General features: G+C 43.0%; 15 protein-coding genes and 1 pseudogene. 12 read left to right on the top strand and 4 right to left on the bottom strand.

Translation table 11 applies throughout. The annotated features are described in order from the left end of the window. Window positions 1–457: 457 nt before the first annotated feature. The gene (locus AB4209_RS06360) at window positions 458–1,066 is read right to left on the bottom strand and encodes an IucA/IucC family C-terminal-domain containing protein (protein ID WP_372055206.1); all 609 of its coding nucleotides are present in this window, start codon (window positions 1,064–1,066) and stop codon (window positions 458–460) included. Window positions 1,067–1,121: 55 nt separating this feature from the next. Continuing rightward, on the bottom strand, window positions 1,122–2,174 hold the full coding sequence (locus AB4209_RS06355) for an IucA/IucC family siderophore biosynthesis protein (protein ID WP_372055204.1): 1,053 nt from the start codon (window positions 2,172–2,174) through the stop codon (window positions 1,122–1,124). A gap of 151 nt (window positions 2,175–2,325) precedes the next feature. Here AB4209_RS06355 and AB4209_RS06350 point away from each other — a divergent pair, with 151 nt between their 5' ends. The 9 genes and pseudogenes from AB4209_RS06350 (at window position 2,326) to aroC (ending at window position 11,955) form a co-directional block, all read left to right on the top strand. Beyond that, complete coding sequence (locus AB4209_RS06350; RefSeq protein ID WP_372055203.1) at window positions 2,326–2,709, top strand: hypothetical protein; 384 nt, start codon at window positions 2,326–2,328, stop codon at window positions 2,707–2,709. A gap of 159 nt (window positions 2,710–2,868) precedes the next feature. Further along, window positions 2,869–3,489, top strand: a complete 621-nt coding sequence (locus AB4209_RS06345; protein ID WP_372055201.1) for a hypothetical protein — start codon at window positions 2,869–2,871, stop codon at window positions 3,487–3,489. A 32-nt stretch (window positions 3,490–3,521) separates the two neighbouring features. Beyond that, window positions 3,522–5,105 (top strand): TonB-dependent receptor, encoded by a 1,584-nt coding sequence (locus AB4209_RS06340; protein WP_372055199.1) that lies wholly within the window; start codon window positions 3,522–3,524, stop codon window positions 5,103–5,105. After that, complete coding sequence (locus AB4209_RS06335; RefSeq protein WP_372055197.1) at window positions 4,999–5,511, top strand: IucA/IucC family protein; 513 nt, start codon at window positions 4,999–5,001, stop codon at window positions 5,509–5,511. The genes AB4209_RS06340 and AB4209_RS06335 overlap by 107 nt, the downstream gene beginning before the upstream one ends. 181 nt (window positions 5,512–5,692) lie before the next feature. Continuing rightward, window positions 5,693–6,964, top strand: coding sequence for a serine/threonine-protein kinase (locus AB4209_RS06330; protein ID WP_372055195.1), 1,272 nt, complete (start codon window positions 5,693–5,695; stop codon window positions 6,962–6,964). A gap of 106 nt (window positions 6,965–7,070) precedes the next feature. Beyond that, a pseudogene (gene tnpA / locus AB4209_RS06325) lies at window positions 7,071–7,506 on the top strand (IS200/IS605 family transposase). 166 nt (window positions 7,507–7,672) lie between these two features. After that, window positions 7,673–8,266: an ECF-type sigma factor gene (locus AB4209_RS06320; RefSeq protein ID WP_017095020.1), complete on the top strand. Its 594-nt coding sequence runs from the start codon at window positions 7,673–7,675 to the stop codon at window positions 8,264–8,266. Between the two features lie 166 nt (window positions 8,267–8,432). Beyond that, window positions 8,433–10,628: a putative Ig domain-containing protein gene (locus AB4209_RS06315; protein ID WP_372055193.1), complete on the top strand. Its 2,196-nt coding sequence runs from the start codon at window positions 8,433–8,435 to the stop codon at window positions 10,626–10,628. 241 nt (window positions 10,629–10,869) lie between these two features. Next, window positions 10,870–11,955: a chorismate synthase gene (gene aroC / locus AB4209_RS06310; RefSeq protein ID WP_372055191.1), complete on the top strand. Its 1,086-nt coding sequence runs from the start codon at window positions 10,870–10,872 to the stop codon at window positions 11,953–11,955. 150 nt (window positions 11,956–12,105) lie between these two features. Here aroC and AB4209_RS06305 read toward each other — a convergent pair whose 3' ends face one another. Further along, window positions 12,106–12,729, bottom strand: a complete 624-nt coding sequence (locus tag AB4209_RS06305; protein WP_017062358.1) for a trimeric intracellular cation channel family protein — start codon at window positions 12,727–12,729, stop codon at window positions 12,106–12,108. 298 nt (window positions 12,730–13,027) lie between these two features. On the opposite strand from AB4209_RS06305, the gene AB4209_RS06300 reads away from it, so the two are divergent. The 3 genes from AB4209_RS06300 to AB4209_RS06290 all read left to right on the top strand — a co-directional run bounded on the left by AB4209_RS06300 (window position 13,028) and on the right by AB4209_RS06290 (window position 14,529). Then, on the top strand, window positions 13,028–13,558 hold the full coding sequence (locus AB4209_RS06300; protein WP_017063424.1) for an elongation factor P hydroxylase: 531 nt from the start codon (window positions 13,028–13,030) through the stop codon (window positions 13,556–13,558). Between the two features lie 9 nt (window positions 13,559–13,567). After that, a complete protein-coding gene (locus AB4209_RS06295; protein ID WP_017063425.1) occupies window positions 13,568–13,831 on the top strand; it encodes a YfcL family protein in 264 nt (87 codons plus the stop codon). 176 nt (window positions 13,832–14,007) lie between these two features. Next, complete coding sequence (locus AB4209_RS06290) at window positions 14,008–14,529, top strand: NADPH-dependent FMN reductase (RefSeq protein WP_372055189.1); 522 nt, start codon at window positions 14,008–14,010, stop codon at window positions 14,527–14,529. A gap of 150 nt (window positions 14,530–14,679) precedes the next feature. On the opposite strand, the gene mnmC is transcribed toward AB4209_RS06290, so the two are convergent. Beyond that, on the bottom strand, window positions 14,680–16,758 hold the full coding sequence (gene mnmC / locus AB4209_RS06285; protein WP_206360671.1) for a bifunctional tRNA (5-methylaminomethyl-2-thiouridine)(34)-methyltransferase MnmD/FAD-dependent 5-carboxymethylaminomethyl-2-thiouridine(34) oxidoreductase MnmC: 2,079 nt from the start codon (window positions 16,756–16,758) through the stop codon (window positions 14,680–14,682). Window positions 16,759–16,805: the final 47 nt, after the last annotated feature.

Here is a 16,805-nt window from a genome sequence, read left to right as displayed (position 1 = left end):
CCTCCTCCTACTCGATTTAGGATTCTTGCAAATAGTTTCCGAGTCAGCATTCGAAATAATGATCATGGCACACCAAAAGGTAGTCCTTATTGCACCAATGGTGCATTTGACAAGATCTGTAGGATTGCCTACGTTTGTATATGGAAACTCTAGGTATGACTTATATTTGAGTGGGATCTCCACTCACTCACTCATTGGTTGGGTGTGATATTAACCTAATATAAAAGTTCGAATCCTTCAGGGCGTGCCATTATTTTATAAGGCCTGATAACTTTTTAAGTTGTCAGGCCTTTGTCGTTTCTGGCCTTTGTGGTTAAGTATATGGTCAAGTAACGATGAATCTACAGGTATGGCAAAGTGAAAAAAGCCCACGCTCAGAGGTCAATTAAGTGGGCAAATAAATCTTAACTTGTCGCTTCAAAGTTTGCGATAGCTCCTCTGGCTACCAAAACATTAGCTATTGCATGAGTGGGTTATTAATTGGCTTTCCAATATCGGGCAGTGGTCTTTCGTTCGTATCCCCATAACCAATCTTAAATCTGACTCGATTTATGCAAATTTTATCGATTTGTGGAGTCATCAAATCAAATTGATTAAACCTCTCTTCAAGGTGTGAATGTTGTTCTTTATACGCCTGAATGACACGGCGTAATAAGCGATAGAAGTCTACCTCTTCGAAGCCCAACGCTGCGATTTTCGGAGAAATAAACCTCAACACCGTAACAAAGTGACCGGTTAATAAGTCGTGGACCAAATAGTGTGGCGGTAATCGTGTGAGGGTTTCTTTGATAGATCCGTCAAGCGAGTTTAACTCGGGAAACTCTTGATTGACGATTCTTAAGTCGCCATGGAAGTCTTTGATAATACAACCACAAGGTATATTGTCTTCTAGAACTAGAGTGATGTTTTGTCCATGTGCAACAAGACCAACGCCATACTTACACATCAAATGGTAGAGTGGAACCACGACATGGTTAAACAGTTTTTCTAGCCATTGCTCAATGGTGATACCTGATGCATCGATTAGAGAACCAATTAAAGGCTTTCCGTTGAGGTCTCCTTGCATCAAAGCAGCCATAGTGATTGGACGTTTATGTTCTGCAATGATGTGCTCAGCACGCTCACGCCAAATACACCCCCAACATCTCTTGATATCGATAAGGTCCTTGCTCAAGTTGTGATTGAAACGGGTGGGGAGCATAAAAGCCAGCGACTTCTTGTTGAACATGTAAGCCAGCCGCTTTTAATGTTTCATCCGTTTTCGTGAGTTTATCTAGCCAAGAAGATAGCTCAGGTCCTTGAACAATAAATTTTCCTGGAATGCCACGATAACAAGAAGTATTGAGAATACTTAAAGCGGTTTTAGCGTCGTAAGCAATATGTTCAGAAGGTGAGCTGAGTGTACGAATGGACTGTTGAGCTTTCCAATCTGCTCCAGCTAGACCGAGATCGACGATATCACCGTTCATAAACAAGCAAGCATACTGACTGGTTAGAAATCGTTGGAACTGCCAAGGGTGAATGGCAACTAGCCAAAAATCTTGATATTGAGCCCCTAACTTTGCGTTTAATTGATCGAATTCCGCCTCACCAAGAACGTTTTTTAGAATGCTATCGTAGCTTGTCGACTGGGCAATTCCAGCTTCGCATTGAGATTTACGAATGGCCAACCAACGCAATTGAAATGGATTACCAGACTCTGGGGAGTATTGTTCTAAATTATCGGCACCCCAACCAAGACGACCCTTGTTAGCAATTGCTTTTGGATGTGCATCGATATATTGCTGACGGTCAATTTCACTCATGGAAGTTAAATCGTCAGCTGTCATTCCTTCTAGCTTTTTCATTCTGAACATATCGCTGTAAAGGGTTTGCTGGACCTCTTCAAGCAGGTTAGCCAAGTTGATGTCAGATATTGTTAAATGTTCATTTAAATCAATAAGTAATTGATATGCTAAAGGTGCTTTACCACTTTCGCATTCTACACTGTCTTTGGCGATTTCAAGCATCCCCCAAATTGTGATGTTGGCTTCAAAGTACCATTTGTCATTTTTGGTTTCTAAAAACCAAACCCTGTCCTGTTTCTTTGGCTCTAGAAGTTCTTCGTAGTGAAGTTCAGAGATGATTTTCGCGCACAGAGAGCGATTAACAGTTAGCCAAGAGTTCGGTGTCATTGTGTCCAATCCGTTAGTAAGTTGATTTATTTAATAAACCAAATGGTGATTATTATTTATAAAATGAATTTAAGTTTATAATATTATTGACACATCACAACATAAATGACGGTTATATTAACAATCATTATCATTTGCATTATTGATCATTATGAAGTCGACTTTTTATCTGGTATTGATATCGCTTGGTATCAACCAGACTCTGGTTGTTGCTGCTATTCCATCTTTGTCAGGTTGGCTTGAAGCATCTGATATTAACGCCTCGATGGGGGGGCTGGTGCTTGCCGTAAACATGAACCTTGTCAGTTACTGGCTTGGTGCCAGCCGTTGGGGAGCTGTTGTCAGTAAGCTTGGCTTTACAAAATCGTTTCAATTAGCTGCATTTGGCTATGCTTTCTCTTGCTTGACGTTTGTTGCCTTGATCTTAGGGGACGTACCGAATTTGTTGCTTTTAGGCGGAAGTCGATTTTTGATTGGCGCCTTTAGCTGCGCGTTTCTTCCTCTATCTCAAACTTTGTTAGCAACTAAAAAATGACGCGACACCTGCGGCACTTTCTCGCTTAAGTAGTGCTCTCACGCTCGGAAGACTCGTTGGTCCAAGTTTGGTCTTTCTTCCTATGGAGTTTGGCTACTTACTTCTGCTTCCTATCGTCATGGTCTTGCCGTTATTTTTCACTCGCTGTGATGCTGGGCAGTGGAAAAAAATGTCAATTCGACTTCTAAGAAATATTCGATAAAACCAATGCATTATTTTGCATTTACTGCCGCGCTGCTTACCACGGCCTTGGTCGCGGTATTCCAGTTCTTTGTTTTACAGTTCTTATCTCTACATGGATATCAAGGGGAGAAAGGGACCGACATTTATGCGTCGCTGATGCTTGCGATGAGCGTTTTGCTCGTGGTGTATCAACTTCGTTTTATACCATCTCTCAGTCAACACCAATCCAATCACTTTATGGGTATCTTGTTATCTAGTCTAATTATTGGCAGTGCAACCTTAGTCATGTTTGGGATGAATTGGTGGGGGCTCGGGGGCTCACTTGTGTGGCTACTCTTAGCCGTCGCAGGTTTACCGGCTTGGTATACCGCGAGATTACTTCAAAGTGAAAACGATACTTTAATGCAATCAAATCTTAGCGGGTATTTAACTCGAGCTTATACAAGTGGGCACATCCTAGGGACAGGGTTTGCGGCATTGTTTCTTAATCAACAATGGCTGCTCTCTATTTTGATCGGGCTTATTTCTGTCTCTCTAATCTATTGTGTGTTGCGGCTTAATTCATCGTCGGAATTGGAACAAGCACACACCTACTAATAATCTAATTAATAAGAATGGACACTAACGATATGAACACCACCACTCGATGCATGGCTAAGCTTAGCCCAATTGCGTTATTGGTTTTTGCTAACCTTGCTCACGCTTCTGATACAGAGACCATTGTTGTAACCGCTAATCGAGCTGAAACGGCTATTTCGGATGTTGCTGCAACCATGTGGGTTGTTGACCAGCAAGAGCTAGAAAAAGTCATAAATACTGGTGCAGATCTCAAGAATGCTCTTGGTCAACTTATTCCGGGCTTTGATTTTGGTAGTGACGCACGGACTAACTTCTCTCAGAATTTACGTGGTCGTACGGCTCTATTTATGATCGATGGTGTATCGCTGAACTCAACACGAAACATTAGCCGCCAATTGGATAGTATTGATCCTTTCAATATTGCTCGAATTGAGGTGCTTTCAGGAGCCACTTCAGTATACGGTGCCGGTGCTGCTGGCGGTATCATCAACATCATCACGAAAAAAGCGGAGAGTGATGAGCTAACATTTGAAACGAGAGTTGGTGCATCTTCTGGCTTCAACAACAGTGACGATTTGGCAAAAGAAATTGCGGTTGCGGTTTCTGGTGGACATGGCGATCTGAAAGGCAGACTTTCAGTTGCGTATAGTGGAACTGGCGGTGTGTACGACGCAAATGGTGATATCGTTCGCCCTGATATTACTCAAACAGATTTGCAGTTCAATGACACAATAGATGTGATGGCAAACGCTGAATACTCGTTTGATGAGCAGCAAACACTGTCTGTTAGCGCTCAATACTACAATAGCGAGCAAGACTCGGAGTATTCTACCTATCTTGGAGCAAACTTGGGCGGCCTTTTCAATGCTTCATTGATCGAGACGCGTAAAGGCTTGCAACTGGATGAACAGCCAAACACAGAAAGATACATGGTTAATGCTCAATACAGTCATGCCGATGTGTTAGGTGGCCAATTGTTAGCTCAAGCTTACTACCGTGATGAGTCTATTCGTTTCTTCCCATTCCCAACGATAACGCGAGCCTCTCTATCGCCTTTGCCAGGTAACATATACCCGCTCTACGGTGCCTCTGAGCAGAACACATCTGTGTTTGGTGCGAAGTTAGCATTAATTAAACAGTTTGAGTCTGTCTCTGCAACATTTGGATTAGATGCTTCTCAAGAGTCGTTTGATGCTAGTCAGACTATCTATGATCAAGCGACGTCAGTAGGCTCGGGTGGGATGGTATTCGTACCTTCTCAAACCGCACAACGTTACCCAGATGTGGATAGCCGTTTCATTGCGTTATTTAACCAGTTAGAAATGGAAGTGACATCAGATCTTACCGTTAGTGGTGGATTCCGTTACTTCCTAAATAGCTTGCTGCTTGAAACATCTGATTATCAAATTAAGGACAACAGTATTCATGTTGATTTGAACGGTCATGGGCAATTAGAGATTCCTCTTACCTATGTATCAGCCTCAGGTCGTCATCGATATAGTGGAAAAGTACAGCTTCGAGAGCTAGATGAATTATCACAAATACCGTTTTCTCAGGCTGCTTCTTTGTTGGTTGATCGTTACTTCCCTGAAGTTGATAAAGATAAAAAAACGCTTTTTTTTACAACGTGTTGAAAACTCAAATGATTATGTAGCGCGGGCATCTTCCGCATTGGCTTTGCGTCAATCTAAACATGATTTGCAAGGTTTTATCACTTCAGAACAGGCACTTAGTGGTGGACACAGTATGCATCCAGCACCTAAGTGTAATGAACCTCTAACCCAACAAGAGCAAGAAGCTTACTTACCTGAGTTCGCTGGTGATTTCGCCGTGGAATGGTTTGCCGTAAAAGAAGATAAGCTCGCTGGCGAATACGTTTCCGGGAGTTTGAAATATGAACTGAAAGAAATGTTTCTGAGCTGTCACGCTCAAGGTGGTTCTTTATTACCAGATGCAGAGTGGGTGCCAATTCCCATGCATCCTCTCCAAGCAAGAGAGTGGCGAAAAGCACTAGCAAATTGTCAGTTTTTTTGTATTTGAGGGCAATCTAATTTTCTTATTGAGATGTGATACGTTAACGCCTGAAATATCGCCACCTTCAATGTATACATTATTTATTAGTGTCTAATCATCGAAAACTGTATCAATTCATTTCTAGGCTATGTAAGTAGGTTGGTATTGTATTATATAAGATGAGTAGCAATTGTTACTGGCACTAGAAATGAATCCAGACCTCAGTAGTACCCAAGTTTTTTATCGCATGATTGATATGGATCCGAAAGAGTGGCAGTCAAGACTCTCGGAGCTAAGCCATGTTTCACCGCAAATGGCTCGAAGAGTTTCCGATTTACTTTTGTCATATGAACAACAGTGTTTGACTCAATTGTTAGATATCCATTTATCCTCTTCGGTGCCTGCGTTTCAATCATTTGAAAACGAAATAGTTGATGATCGTTACCTTATTGGACATGAACTAGGTAAAGGTGGCTTCGGGATGGTTTATTTTGCTTCACGGCGTGACCATTTGTTTGAGCATAACTACGCAGTTAAGTTTTTTAACGCCGAAGCGTTTAATATTTTAGGCAAAGACAAACTTTTCAACGAAGCTCAAATCATGGCAAACCTCAATCATTCCAATATTACGAAGGTTTATGACGCAGGTCTTCATAAAGGAGTTGCTTATATAGTAATGGAGTACGTTGATGGCTGTTTACTCGATGAATATCTGTCTACTAATTCACTTTCTTATGACCAAAAGCTTACGTTATTTCGAGATATTTGCCTTGCTATTGAGTATGCGCATGAGTTGAAAGTTCTACATGCTGACCTAAAACCTGAAAATATACTCATAAATGCTCATGGAGAACCTAAGGTTATTGATTTCAATCTTACTCAAACTCTTAGTTGTTCGCCTGATAACTCACTCAACTCCATTAAAGCGGTAAGTCGAATTTATGCTAGTCCAGAACAACTCACAGGTGAAAGTTTGGACGAAAGGTCTGACGTGTTCTCTTTAGGGCGGATCCTACAGAAGATGTTTCCAGATAAAATAGCGTCTAGAGATTTAATTCGAGTACATCAACATGCGACTAACGTAAACCGTTCTCGTCGATATCAAAGTGTTCGTGCTTTAGCAAATGATATCGAAAATGTAAGGCGTTGTTATCCATTAAATTATCGTAACAATAATAACGTTCATAAAGTGATTAAGTTTATTCAACGTTATCCTACCACATCCGTGTATTTTTCTTTCTTTCTTACGATATTGACCGCATTTTTAGTGGCTTTCTCTATAGAGACGCACAATCTTAGTGCTCAAAAATTGCAACTTGATTCGGTTATATATGATGTCACATCAATGGCTTACCCATCAAGCCATACCTTACTTGATTGGGATGAAATTATTCACTCTCGAAATCTGAATATCGTTGACCTAGACGTTTACGTTGAAGACGTTAATTCAAATGATCGTGACGGTTTAGTAGTTCCTTAAAACCACCGCCCTAGTCGGTGGTGATTGTTGCTTGAGGCTATGGCCTCGAGAAGTGCTCATGTTAGAAGTAATCTCTTATTCATCACAAGTAAGAGGAAACAACCACATGGGCGATTACAGAAATTCATCATATGTCTATTGGCGTTGCAAATACCATATAGTTTTGACCCAAAGTACAGATATAAGATTTTGAAAGATAAGGGTGGAAAGGAGCTTTATCGTTCAATCCATATCTTGTGCAATGTGAAAGACTGCGAGGTTTTAGAGTTAAATGTTCAACCAGATCATGTTCATCTTTCTGTCATTGTTTCTCCCAAGTTATCAGTCTTGAGTTTGTTAGGAGTTTTAAAGGGTCGAATAGCAATTAGACTTTTCAATAAATCCCCACATAAACGTAAGAAACTGTGGGGAAATTACTTTTGGGCTAGAGGTATTTTGCAGATACGGTTGGTGTGAATGAAGAAGTCATTCGGCGATATGTACGACATCAAGATAAACAGGACATAGAGTATGAACAACAACTGCAGTTATTGAAGAATTGATAGCGCGGACGCCCCCTTCTTGGGGGTTATAAAGCAAAACCGGCTTCTAAGAAGGCGGATATTTTTTGGATGAGGAATTATTCGATTCTTGGATTGCCACAGAAGACATGAACCTATTGGTTTACTTGTTGTGACTTCCCATTTAATTGTTTTAAAAGGTTAAATTTTGTCGACCATAAAAAAAATTCAGGAGCACAAGGGGCTTACTACTCTTATTTACCAATGGCAACATGGTTGCAAGCAGTCTGAAGCTGAATTGTATCGTTTTGCTTACTATCGGCTTAAAGAGTTAGCTCAATTACGACGTTATAAATGTGCAGAGGTATTTAATGAGCCTTTGATAGATACGAGCTCTACGACGACATTGACTCATGAGGCTTACTTGAAGATTGGCTCCGTTGGGAAGGGTGAGATAGAAGGGACGCGAGATTTTTTTTTGATGTCCGTTAAAGCTATGCAGCATATTCTCATTAATGACTCTTGGGCGTTGAAGGCTGATAAAAGAAAAAAGGGCAATTTAATGCGCATAGAAAATGCAATTTCGATTGAATACCTGCCCCTTGATAAACGCATTGAGTTAGAGAAGTCATTGATGGATTTTACGGAACGCTATCCACGACAATCTAATGTGCTGAAATTAAAATATTACATTGGCCTAAAGCATCAAGAGATCTGTGAACTATTAGATTGTAGCCACAGCCTGATTGAGAAAGATCTCAAATTTGCTAAGAGCTGGCTCCACAATAAATTGGCGGCTTAACTTTGCATAATTGGAAAAATTTAGAAATTATTTTACGGGTTTTCCATTATTCCCTGTACCTTGCGAGTTCCAAGTAAACCTCTAAAAATAGTGATGTTTTAATTATCACAGCCTACTGAAGTTGGCTGTATGAAGACTCATTGAATAGGTTTAATAAGGAACAATAATGAAAAAGCAAGGCTTGCTCGCAGCGTCAATTGCAATGGCTTTGGTTGGGTGTGGTTCAGACAGCGATTCGTCGAGCAACCCAACGACGTTTTCTATCACGGCCATTGATGGTTATTTGGCGTATGCTAATGTCAGGGTTGATACGACCCAAGATGGTATTTGTGATACGGACTTAACAGGCAAGAGTAGTCAAACTGATGTCGATGGTAAGGTAAACATTCCAGTTGCGCATCAAGGTGCCGTGGTCTGTGTTGAGGCAGTTGCAGGTCAAACAATAGACAGCAACCGTGGTCTTGTTCAACACGACTTCACACTAGCTAATGCGGGCAGCGGCGCAATCATTAACCCAATGACGAACATGGTGAACAAACTGCTAGCTGCAGACTCGGAGTTGACAGTAGCTGAAGCTGAGGAGCAAGTAGTTGCAGCTATCACGGGTGACGAAGGTCTTGAGGTGTCACAAGCACTTATTTTTGGTGACTACATTGCAGATACCACAGAGCAAGCAGAAGCACTTAACCTGATTGGCGAAGTGTTGGTCGATCATTCTGACGGAGATATCGAAACTAAGCTGAAGCTGACTGAAGCTATGGCAGAAGCAACACAAGAGATCATTGAAGCCGATGATCAAACGCTTGATGATTACTCGCCAATTATTAATATTCCACCGGGTGGCGGCGATATCATCGTTTTACCAAACACCCGACCAAAAGTTGTCGGTACCACTGAGCCCGTTGAATTGACGCTGGGTGAAGCATGGCGCCCATACAATGTTAGCGACAAATTCCAAGACGCCGAAGGCGATGACATGTCCTTCACTATGACTGTCGTTGATGGTGATGGTAATAATGGTCTGTCTATAGACTCGGAAACAGGCATGATTACGGGTGAACCAGAGGGTGCAGGCAGCTTTATTTACCATATCTTTGCGACCGATGAGCACGAGGCACGTTCATACCCACTGACCTTTGAAGTGACGGTTTTAACTGACAACCAACTTCCTGTGGTTGACGAGAACGAGCTTGCAAACCTGCAGTTGACAATGAATACGTGGTTAATCACAGAAGGCGAGTCGCTAACCGATACACTGGATGTAAGTGCACTATTCATAGATCAAGATGGTGACGCCTTAAACTACGAAGTGGAAACGACGCTATCAACGGCTGCGCGCACGGGCTTTAACGGTCTAGTAAGCGAGCAGGGCGTAGTGAGCTTCTCTGGTTTGCTTCCACGCCCTGCTGCGGCAGGTGACGAAACACTGACAGTTTTAGTCAATGATGGCGTCAACAGTGAGTGGGTCCCGGCAACGTTGAGCTTCCCGGTTATTGAAGAAGCGCCATTACCACCAGGTGATTCTCACCCATTAGAAGACAACACATGGTACTTCTTAGAGCGAGGTTCTAACGGTACAAACTACGCTCAAGTGTGGTGTGACACAGTGCGCTTTGAAGATGGTGAGATCTTCTACAATGATCGTGACCTAAGCAATAAGGCAGAATGTACAACAGAGGCGACGCTAAAAGTTGGTACTTATATTGTCGAAGGTGACACTATAGTCGGTTCATATACTGAAGACGGCGATACGATGACCATGCGCTACGATGTCACTACTGACTACGATAGCAACGTTATCTCGCAAGGTGCGGTGACCATGCTTTGGACTGAAGAGGGACGCTCGAGTCGTTATGTTGGATTTAGCAGTAAAGCGGATGCAGAAAAGCGAATTCAAGTGAAATCCAGTGATGGCCCTGAGTTGCGTGATGCTTACTTATACTGGCCTGGTGAACGAGAGCACCAATACCAATTAATTTCTACCTCATTGCAGATGAATACAGTCGCGCTTTCACCTGGTAACTCTCACGACTACATCAAGGTATGGATGAATGGTATTAGCTGTGATGGATTGCTGAATTCTCATAATGGTGATGCCGCTATCTTTGAACGATTCATTGTGACATCTGAGTCGCTTTCCGCAGACAATGGTTACAGTCTATCTCCATACTCTTGTGATGACATCTACGAAGGTAGTACGCCGAATGCGGTATTTTCTTTCCTATTCGGACTACAAGATAGTCACTCACTTGAGTTAGATGAGAACTATAGCATCATTGGCCAGATCAGTGATGAGTGGAGTGAGTACATCACTGACGTGAACTTCAACATGGTGTGGGATGGTTCGTCAAACGACGATTAATAGGAAACTCTTGATTCAGACATACCCTGAATAATAAGCGGATCCAATAATTGAATTAAGGAAGCCTTGCGATAGGCTTCCTTTTTTATTTTTCGATAAACTGACAATTGTTCCCTATTGGGGGTTTACATCATTTAGTAATAAAGCCACTATGAATCCATGAAGAATAGACAAGTAAAGCCGCTAGGAAGAAGGTTTACTTATTCAAACCGCCTCACTAGCTGCTAATTTAGAGGAAGCAATGGCAGGAAACAGTATCGGACAACACTTTCGAGTGACTACATTCGGAGAGAGTCACGGTATCGCACTAGGATGTATCGTAGACGGGTGCCCACCAGGATTACAAATTACCGAAGAAGATCTGCAGAAAGATCTGGACCGTCGTCGTCCGGGGACTTCTCGTTATACCACAGCTCGTCGTGAAGCTGACGCTGTGAAGATCCTATCGGGTGTTTTTGAAGGTCAAACTACGGGTACTTCTATTGGTCTATTGATTGAAAATACAGACCAACGCTCTAAAGACTATTCCGAAATTAAAGACAAGTTCCGCCCTGGACACGCTGACTATACGTACCATCAAAAGTACGGTGTGCGTGATTACCGAGGTGGTGGTCGTTCTTCAGCTCGTGAAACTGCAATGCGTGTTGCTGCAGGTGCAATTGCGAAGAAATACCTAAAACAAGAATTTGGTGTTGAAATCCAAGCTTACCTTTCTCAAATGGGTGATATCTCAATTGATAAAGTGGATTGGAACGAGATTGAAAACAACGCTTTCTTCTGTCCAGATGCCGACAAAGTACCAGAATTTGATCAACTGATTCGTGACTTGCTAAAAGAAGGCAACTCGATCGGTGCGAAGATTCAAGTGGTTGCGACTAAAGTGCCAGTAGGCCTTGGTGAGCCAATCTTTGATCGTCTAGATGCTGACATCGCGCACGCTCTAATGAGCATTAACGCTGTGAAAGGTGTTGAGATTGGTGATGGCTTCGATGTTGTTAATCAACGCGGTAGTGAACACCGTGACCCATTAACTCCAGAAGGTTTCAGCAGCAATCATGCTGGCGGTATCTTAGGTGGTATCTCTACTGGTCAAGATATTGTGGCAAGCATTGCGCTTAAACCAACATCAAGCATCACTGTACCTGGTGACACAATCACGAAAGATGGTGAAGCAACGCAGCTAATCACGAAAGGTCGTCACGATCCATGTGTTGGCATCCGTGCGGTACCTATTGCAGAAGCAATGCTGGCTATCGTGCTGCTTGACCACTTGCTACGTCATCGTGGTCAAAACTTTGGTGTGACAACTGAAACACCACAAATCTAATTCTGCTTCTTTTTATTTAGAATAGAATTGGTAGAAACAAAAAAGGGTTGCTTCGTAATGAAGTAACCCTTTTTCACATTAGCAGGATTATTCGTCCGGTTAGCGACTATCGTCATTAAAGACAGCTAGCAGCTTAAGGCTCTTAATCCATTAATGCACTGAACTTTCAGGATCAAGCTGGAACGAAGGCAAACTCCATTTGAATCTTACAGCCGCCATGCGCAGCAAGTAACCAACTACAAGCGTCACAATTGTCGCCGTGACGTCGTTGATGCCAAGCTCAAGCAAACCTAGGTACAAACCTGAAGCGACAAGTGCGACAGAGGCATACAGCTCTTCATGTAACACCAATGGTGTTTGACGACAGATAAGGTCACGTAACAAACCACCAAAGACACCTGTCACTAATGCCGATACCATGCAAATCATCGGGTGCAGACCCATGGTCATCGCTACTTTGGTACCAATGATACTGAATACGATTAGGCCTAAGGCATCCAAGCGAATAAACAAACCTTTTAGCTTGATAACCCATTTCGCCAACCCGGTTGTAATAACACCTGCTATACAGGTGATGGCCAGATACTGAGGGTTTTCAACCCAACCTAAAGGGTAATGGCCAAGTAAGATATCGCGTACTGTACCGCCGCCAATTGCCGTTGCGCTCGCAACCAGCATTACACCAAACCAATCCATTTTTTGTTTGCCTGCACTGAGAGCGCCGGTCATGGCTTCTGCCGTGATGCCAATGATATACAAAACACTTAGTAGCATTGCTGTAGCTCTATAATTTAGGTCTATAAACTCGAGTCTTATAGGCCTTAGGGATATAAAATGAAGCGCGAGTGTAGTAGTAAAAATGCTTGTTGACGAATGAATATTTGTACCGTGAATGGGCGTTTCAGATTAGCTAAACTAATCATTCACCTTAAAGTGGTGTAATCTGGGAATGGCAATCGATTGTCACTGCAAAGTATAATGGCGAACCCGATGTCATTACGCTTGATAGGGCTTTACCGAGCGCTTAAAAAAAAGCAAAATGCCCCAGTTATTTTTACTTAAATTTGATTTTATGACACACCAATACTCAGACATTATCGATATCTTCAATCAGACCTTTTTTGAAAGCTTTAATACCAAACTAGAGCTAGGGGCTGATGAGCCGATCTATTTGCCTGCTGATGATACTATCCCACACCATCGAATCGTGTTCGCACGTGGCTTTTACGCCTCTGCACTCCATGAGATCGCACACTGGTGCGTTGCTGGGCCTGAGCGTCGTTTACTGGAAGATTTTGGCTATTGGTATGAACCTGACGGTCGAACGGAATCGGTTCAAGCTGAGTTTGAAAAAGTAGAAATTCGCCCACAAGCGTATGAATGGATCATTGCGATGAGCGCAGGCTTTCCTTTTAATGTCAGCTGTGACAATCTACACGGCGATTTTGAGCCAGATCGTTTGGCCTTTATGAATAAAGTACATAGCGAAGTTATGGGTATCTTTGAAGTAGGCTTTCCGCCTCGCGTGAAAATGCTCTCTGAAGCATTACGCAGCTTCTACGATGTAGAACCTTTATGTGCTAGCCAATTTATTGTGAAATAAGAGAATATTATGATTATCGAATTTGAAGAAAAACTACTTGAAGTAATTGATGCTCGCATTGAAAACGCATCAGACGATGAACTGTTTGCTGGTGGTTACTTACGTGGTCATATTTCTCTTTCAGTGGCTTCATGTGAAGAAGAAGGCATTGAAGATGTGGCTGAAGTAAAAGCTCGTATTGAACAGAGCCTAGACGACGCTCGCTCTGAACTAACACCAGCAGACCGCACTATCGTTAATGACCTTTGGGTTGAGCTACAAAACCAAGCTTAATCTCGATGTATTAATACTATCCGCTCAGTCCCTTCCTTTCCCATTTTGCTGAGCGAACTGGTTTATTTGAGACTCGTTCGAAATTTTTGAATGAGTCCGTTCATTTCTTGTGATGGTTACATTTTCTTACTACGTTATTCTAATCCCACTTAACGGAATTACAGAAAGGTCACATCATGAAAGTTATCGCATTTGGCGCAAGCACAAGTTCTACCTCAATCAACAAAACACTAGCAACTTACGCAGCAAACTTGATTGAAGGTGCTGAAGTAAAAGTCCTAGACATCAACGATTACAATGTTCCTATGTTCAGTGAAGACACTGAAAAAGAGATTGGCCAAGCGGAAGGTGCTCAAGCATTCCTATGCGACCTAGCTGAAGCTGATGCGTTTGTTATCTCGTTCGCAGAACACAATGGTCACTACCCAGCAGCGTATAAAAACCTATTTGACTGGGCGACACGTATTGAGCGTTCAGTGTTTGGCGAGAAGCCGGCGGTTTACCTAGCGACTTCACCGGGCCCTGGTGGCGCACAAACGGTACTTGGTGCAGCGACAGGTTCTGCACCTTACTTCGGTGGCAACGTGCAAGCGTCAGTTTCAGTACCAAGCTTCTACGATAACTTTGATTTTGAGTCGGGCTCTATCAGCAACGAAGAGATTGCTCTACAGATTAAAGACGCGGTTGCTAAGCTGTAAATACTGCTCCATTTAGAACATCAGTTTAGATCAACACGAATAACAAAAAGCCCGAGCGACTTAACTTAGTCACGTAGGGCTTTTTAGCTTTTAACTTATTAGTTTCAGATATTCAGAAATTTCAGATGTTCAAAATAGCTGAACTAGAAACTACGGCTTTGATTTAGAATGCTTGTCAGCAACCCATCCAGCCGTTAATGCCTTACCTTTACGCAGTCTGCGTACCCACATTCGACTTGGGTGAATCGCCTCAAGCACATCAACAGGCAAGGGCAGCGGATCGCCACAGATCTGTGATGCTAATACTTCAGCTAATAATGGTGCAGAGCTCAAACCACGTGAACCCAGTCCGATAAAGCAATAAAGGTTAGGGAAGCTTGTTACCGTTTCTACATCCTCAACCGAGTCACGCTGCGGGTTGAAGTTGTGGAGATCTTGGTACTGCTCCTTAATGGCTTCAAAGTCACCAACGTTTCCGACAAACGGAAGGTGGTCACGGCTTACGCTTCGGATACCTTGGCGCGCTAAGTTGTCACTGGTATCGACATCTTTTGTCCATGCTTGGTCTGGTAGTGACCCATGTAGGCGCTCGCCATTGTGCTGCTGAACCTCAATATCAAATTCTTGGTCGATATTGGTTTTGTCGTAGTTCGCACCAATACAGTGATGACCATTGTTGGGGTTCTGTGGCGTCAAATAGCCATCAAAGCACAACACGGTTTTTAGCTGGCTGAGATTTTCCGTGGTCGGAATATGGCTCACTTGGCCTTTAACCGGAGTCAGTGGTACTGGCTGAGTTTGTTCAAACTGAGTGAACTTGTGTCCGTTTGCGACAACTACTTGGTCGTGCTTGGTTTGAATCTCACCTTGAGGTGTATCCATCGTCAGTATCCATTGTTGTTCAGCTTCGAGCCACTCAAGTTGCGTTACTTGATGTTGATAGTGCGCGCTTACTTGGTTGTTCTCTTCTAACTTGCTAATCAAGCCTTGAGTCAGTTGCAGAGGGCTTAGCCAACCACCCAGCGGAAAGTAAACACTCTCTTTATCGACGGGTAAGCCAATCTTTTCGTTGGCTTGCTCTGGCGATAAACGCTGAATCAGGTCGGTGTGGAAGTTGCCTTCCAACATGCGGTTGAGCTTTTTAGTGGAGCCTTGATCCCACATCAAGATGTTCACGCCACACCAACTGTGATCAAATTGAATAGACTGAGCCGCTTGATTAATAAATTGACGAGCAAACAGTAATCCCGGGCCAAACACGCGAGACACGTTCGAGGTCGCTTCGCTTAATAGCGGGTAAATCGCACCTTGGTTGTTACCTGAGGCATTGCCCGCAGCTTGTGGATGTTCACAATAAAGGGTGATGTTTTTACCACGACGGCTTAGCGTTTTGGCTAATGCAGCACTGGCGACACCACCACCAATGATCGCAATGTCTTGGGATTCAGTGTGTTGAGCGAGGCCATACCAAGGTTTGATGTTGGTGTGAGCGTGCTTTTCGCCAAGTCGGCCGGCGATCATTTCTCGCTTAGTACCAAAGCCTTTGACCTTTTTCATTTCAAAGCCAGCTTCAATTAAGCCACGGCGAACAAAGCCAGCAGCGGTGAAGGTGGCGCAGCTACAATCTTGCTTAGCGAGCTTAGCCATGCCGTTGAATAGGTTTTGATTCCACATCTCTGGGTTCTTGCTCGGAGCAAAACCGTCTAAGAACCAAGCATCAACCAAACCTTCACGCGGGGTTGGTACGTTGGGCATGCAATCTTTAATATCGCCAAACCACAAATCAAGCGTGATTGCACCGTCGCCCAGCACAATGCGGTGACATTCAGGTAGAGCAATAGGGTAGTGTTCTTGGAGTTGCGTCGCATACTCGGCTAATTCTGGCCACGATTGGTGTGCTTTGATCAGATCCTCTTTATTTAAAGGATATTTTTCAAAACTGATGAAATGTAACTCTTTGGTCATCGCTTGTGGGTTATCTTTAAGAAAAGCATCGAACCATTGCCAAACTGCAAGAAAGTTCAAACCTGTGCCAAAGCCGGTTTCAGCAATCACAAAGCGGCGTTGTTCATGTTCAAGCCAACGCTCTGGAAGGTGGTTTTGCTTTAAAAAGACGTAGCGAGTTTCTTCTAAACCGTTAACATTGGAGAAGTAAACGTCGTCAAATTGGTCTGAAACTGGCGTGCCAGACTCATTCCATTCCAGTTCTGCATTAGTAATTGAAGTCATAAAATCTATCATTTTGTGATTTGAAGCGATATGTTGGTAGGGATTGT

Origin of the sequence: Vibrio sp. 10N.286.48.C11 (assembly GCF_041469805.1) — a bacterium.
Classification (GTDB): Bacteria; Pseudomonadota; Gammaproteobacteria; order Enterobacterales; family Vibrionaceae; genus Vibrio; species Vibrio crassostreae_C.
Note: the sequence above shows the minus strand (reverse complement) of the source record. Positions and strands in the feature narration are given on the sequence as shown.

Bases quoted from the DNA above. Each gene is read 5' to 3' on its own strand.
- AB4209_RS06360 (WP_372055206.1), bottom strand. From the start codon at position 1,066: ATGCAAGGAGACCTCAACGGAAAGCCTTTAATTGGTTCTCTAATCGAT.
- AB4209_RS06355 (WP_372055204.1), bottom strand. From the start codon at position 2,174: ATGACACCGAACTCTTGGCTAACTGTTAATCGCTCTCTGTGCGCGAAA.
- AB4209_RS06350 (WP_372055203.1), top strand. From the start codon at position 2,326: ATGAAGTCGACTTTTTATCTGGTATTGATATCGCTTGGTATCAACCAG.
- AB4209_RS06340 (WP_372055199.1), top strand. From the start codon at position 3,522: ATGAACACCACCACTCGATGCATGGCTAAGCTTAGCCCAATTGCGTTA.
- AB4209_RS06335 (WP_372055197.1), top strand. From the start codon at position 4,999: ATGAATTATCACAAATACCGTTTTCTCAGGCTGCTTCTTTGTTGGTTG.
- AB4209_RS06330 (WP_372055195.1), top strand. From the start codon at position 5,693: ATGAATCCAGACCTCAGTAGTACCCAAGTTTTTTATCGCATGATTGAT.
- AB4209_RS06315 (WP_372055193.1), top strand. From the start codon at position 8,433: ATGAAAAAGCAAGGCTTGCTCGCAGCGTCAATTGCAATGGCTTTGGTT.
- aroC (WP_372055191.1), top strand. From the start codon at position 10,870: ATGGCAGGAAACAGTATCGGACAACACTTTCGAGTGACTACATTCGGA.
- AB4209_RS06305 (WP_017062358.1), bottom strand. From the start codon at position 12,729: ATGCTACTAAGTGTTTTGTATATCATTGGCATCACGGCAGAAGCCATG.
- AB4209_RS06300 (WP_017063424.1), top strand. From the start codon at position 13,028: ATGACACACCAATACTCAGACATTATCGATATCTTCAATCAGACCTTT.
- AB4209_RS06295 (WP_017063425.1), top strand. From the start codon at position 13,568: ATGATTATCGAATTTGAAGAAAAACTACTTGAAGTAATTGATGCTCGC.
- AB4209_RS06290 (WP_372055189.1), top strand. From the start codon at position 14,008: ATGAAAGTTATCGCATTTGGCGCAAGCACAAGTTCTACCTCAATCAAC.
- mnmC (WP_206360671.1), bottom strand. From the start codon at position 16,758: ATGACTTCAATTACTAATGCAGAACTGGAATGGAATGAGTCTGGCACG.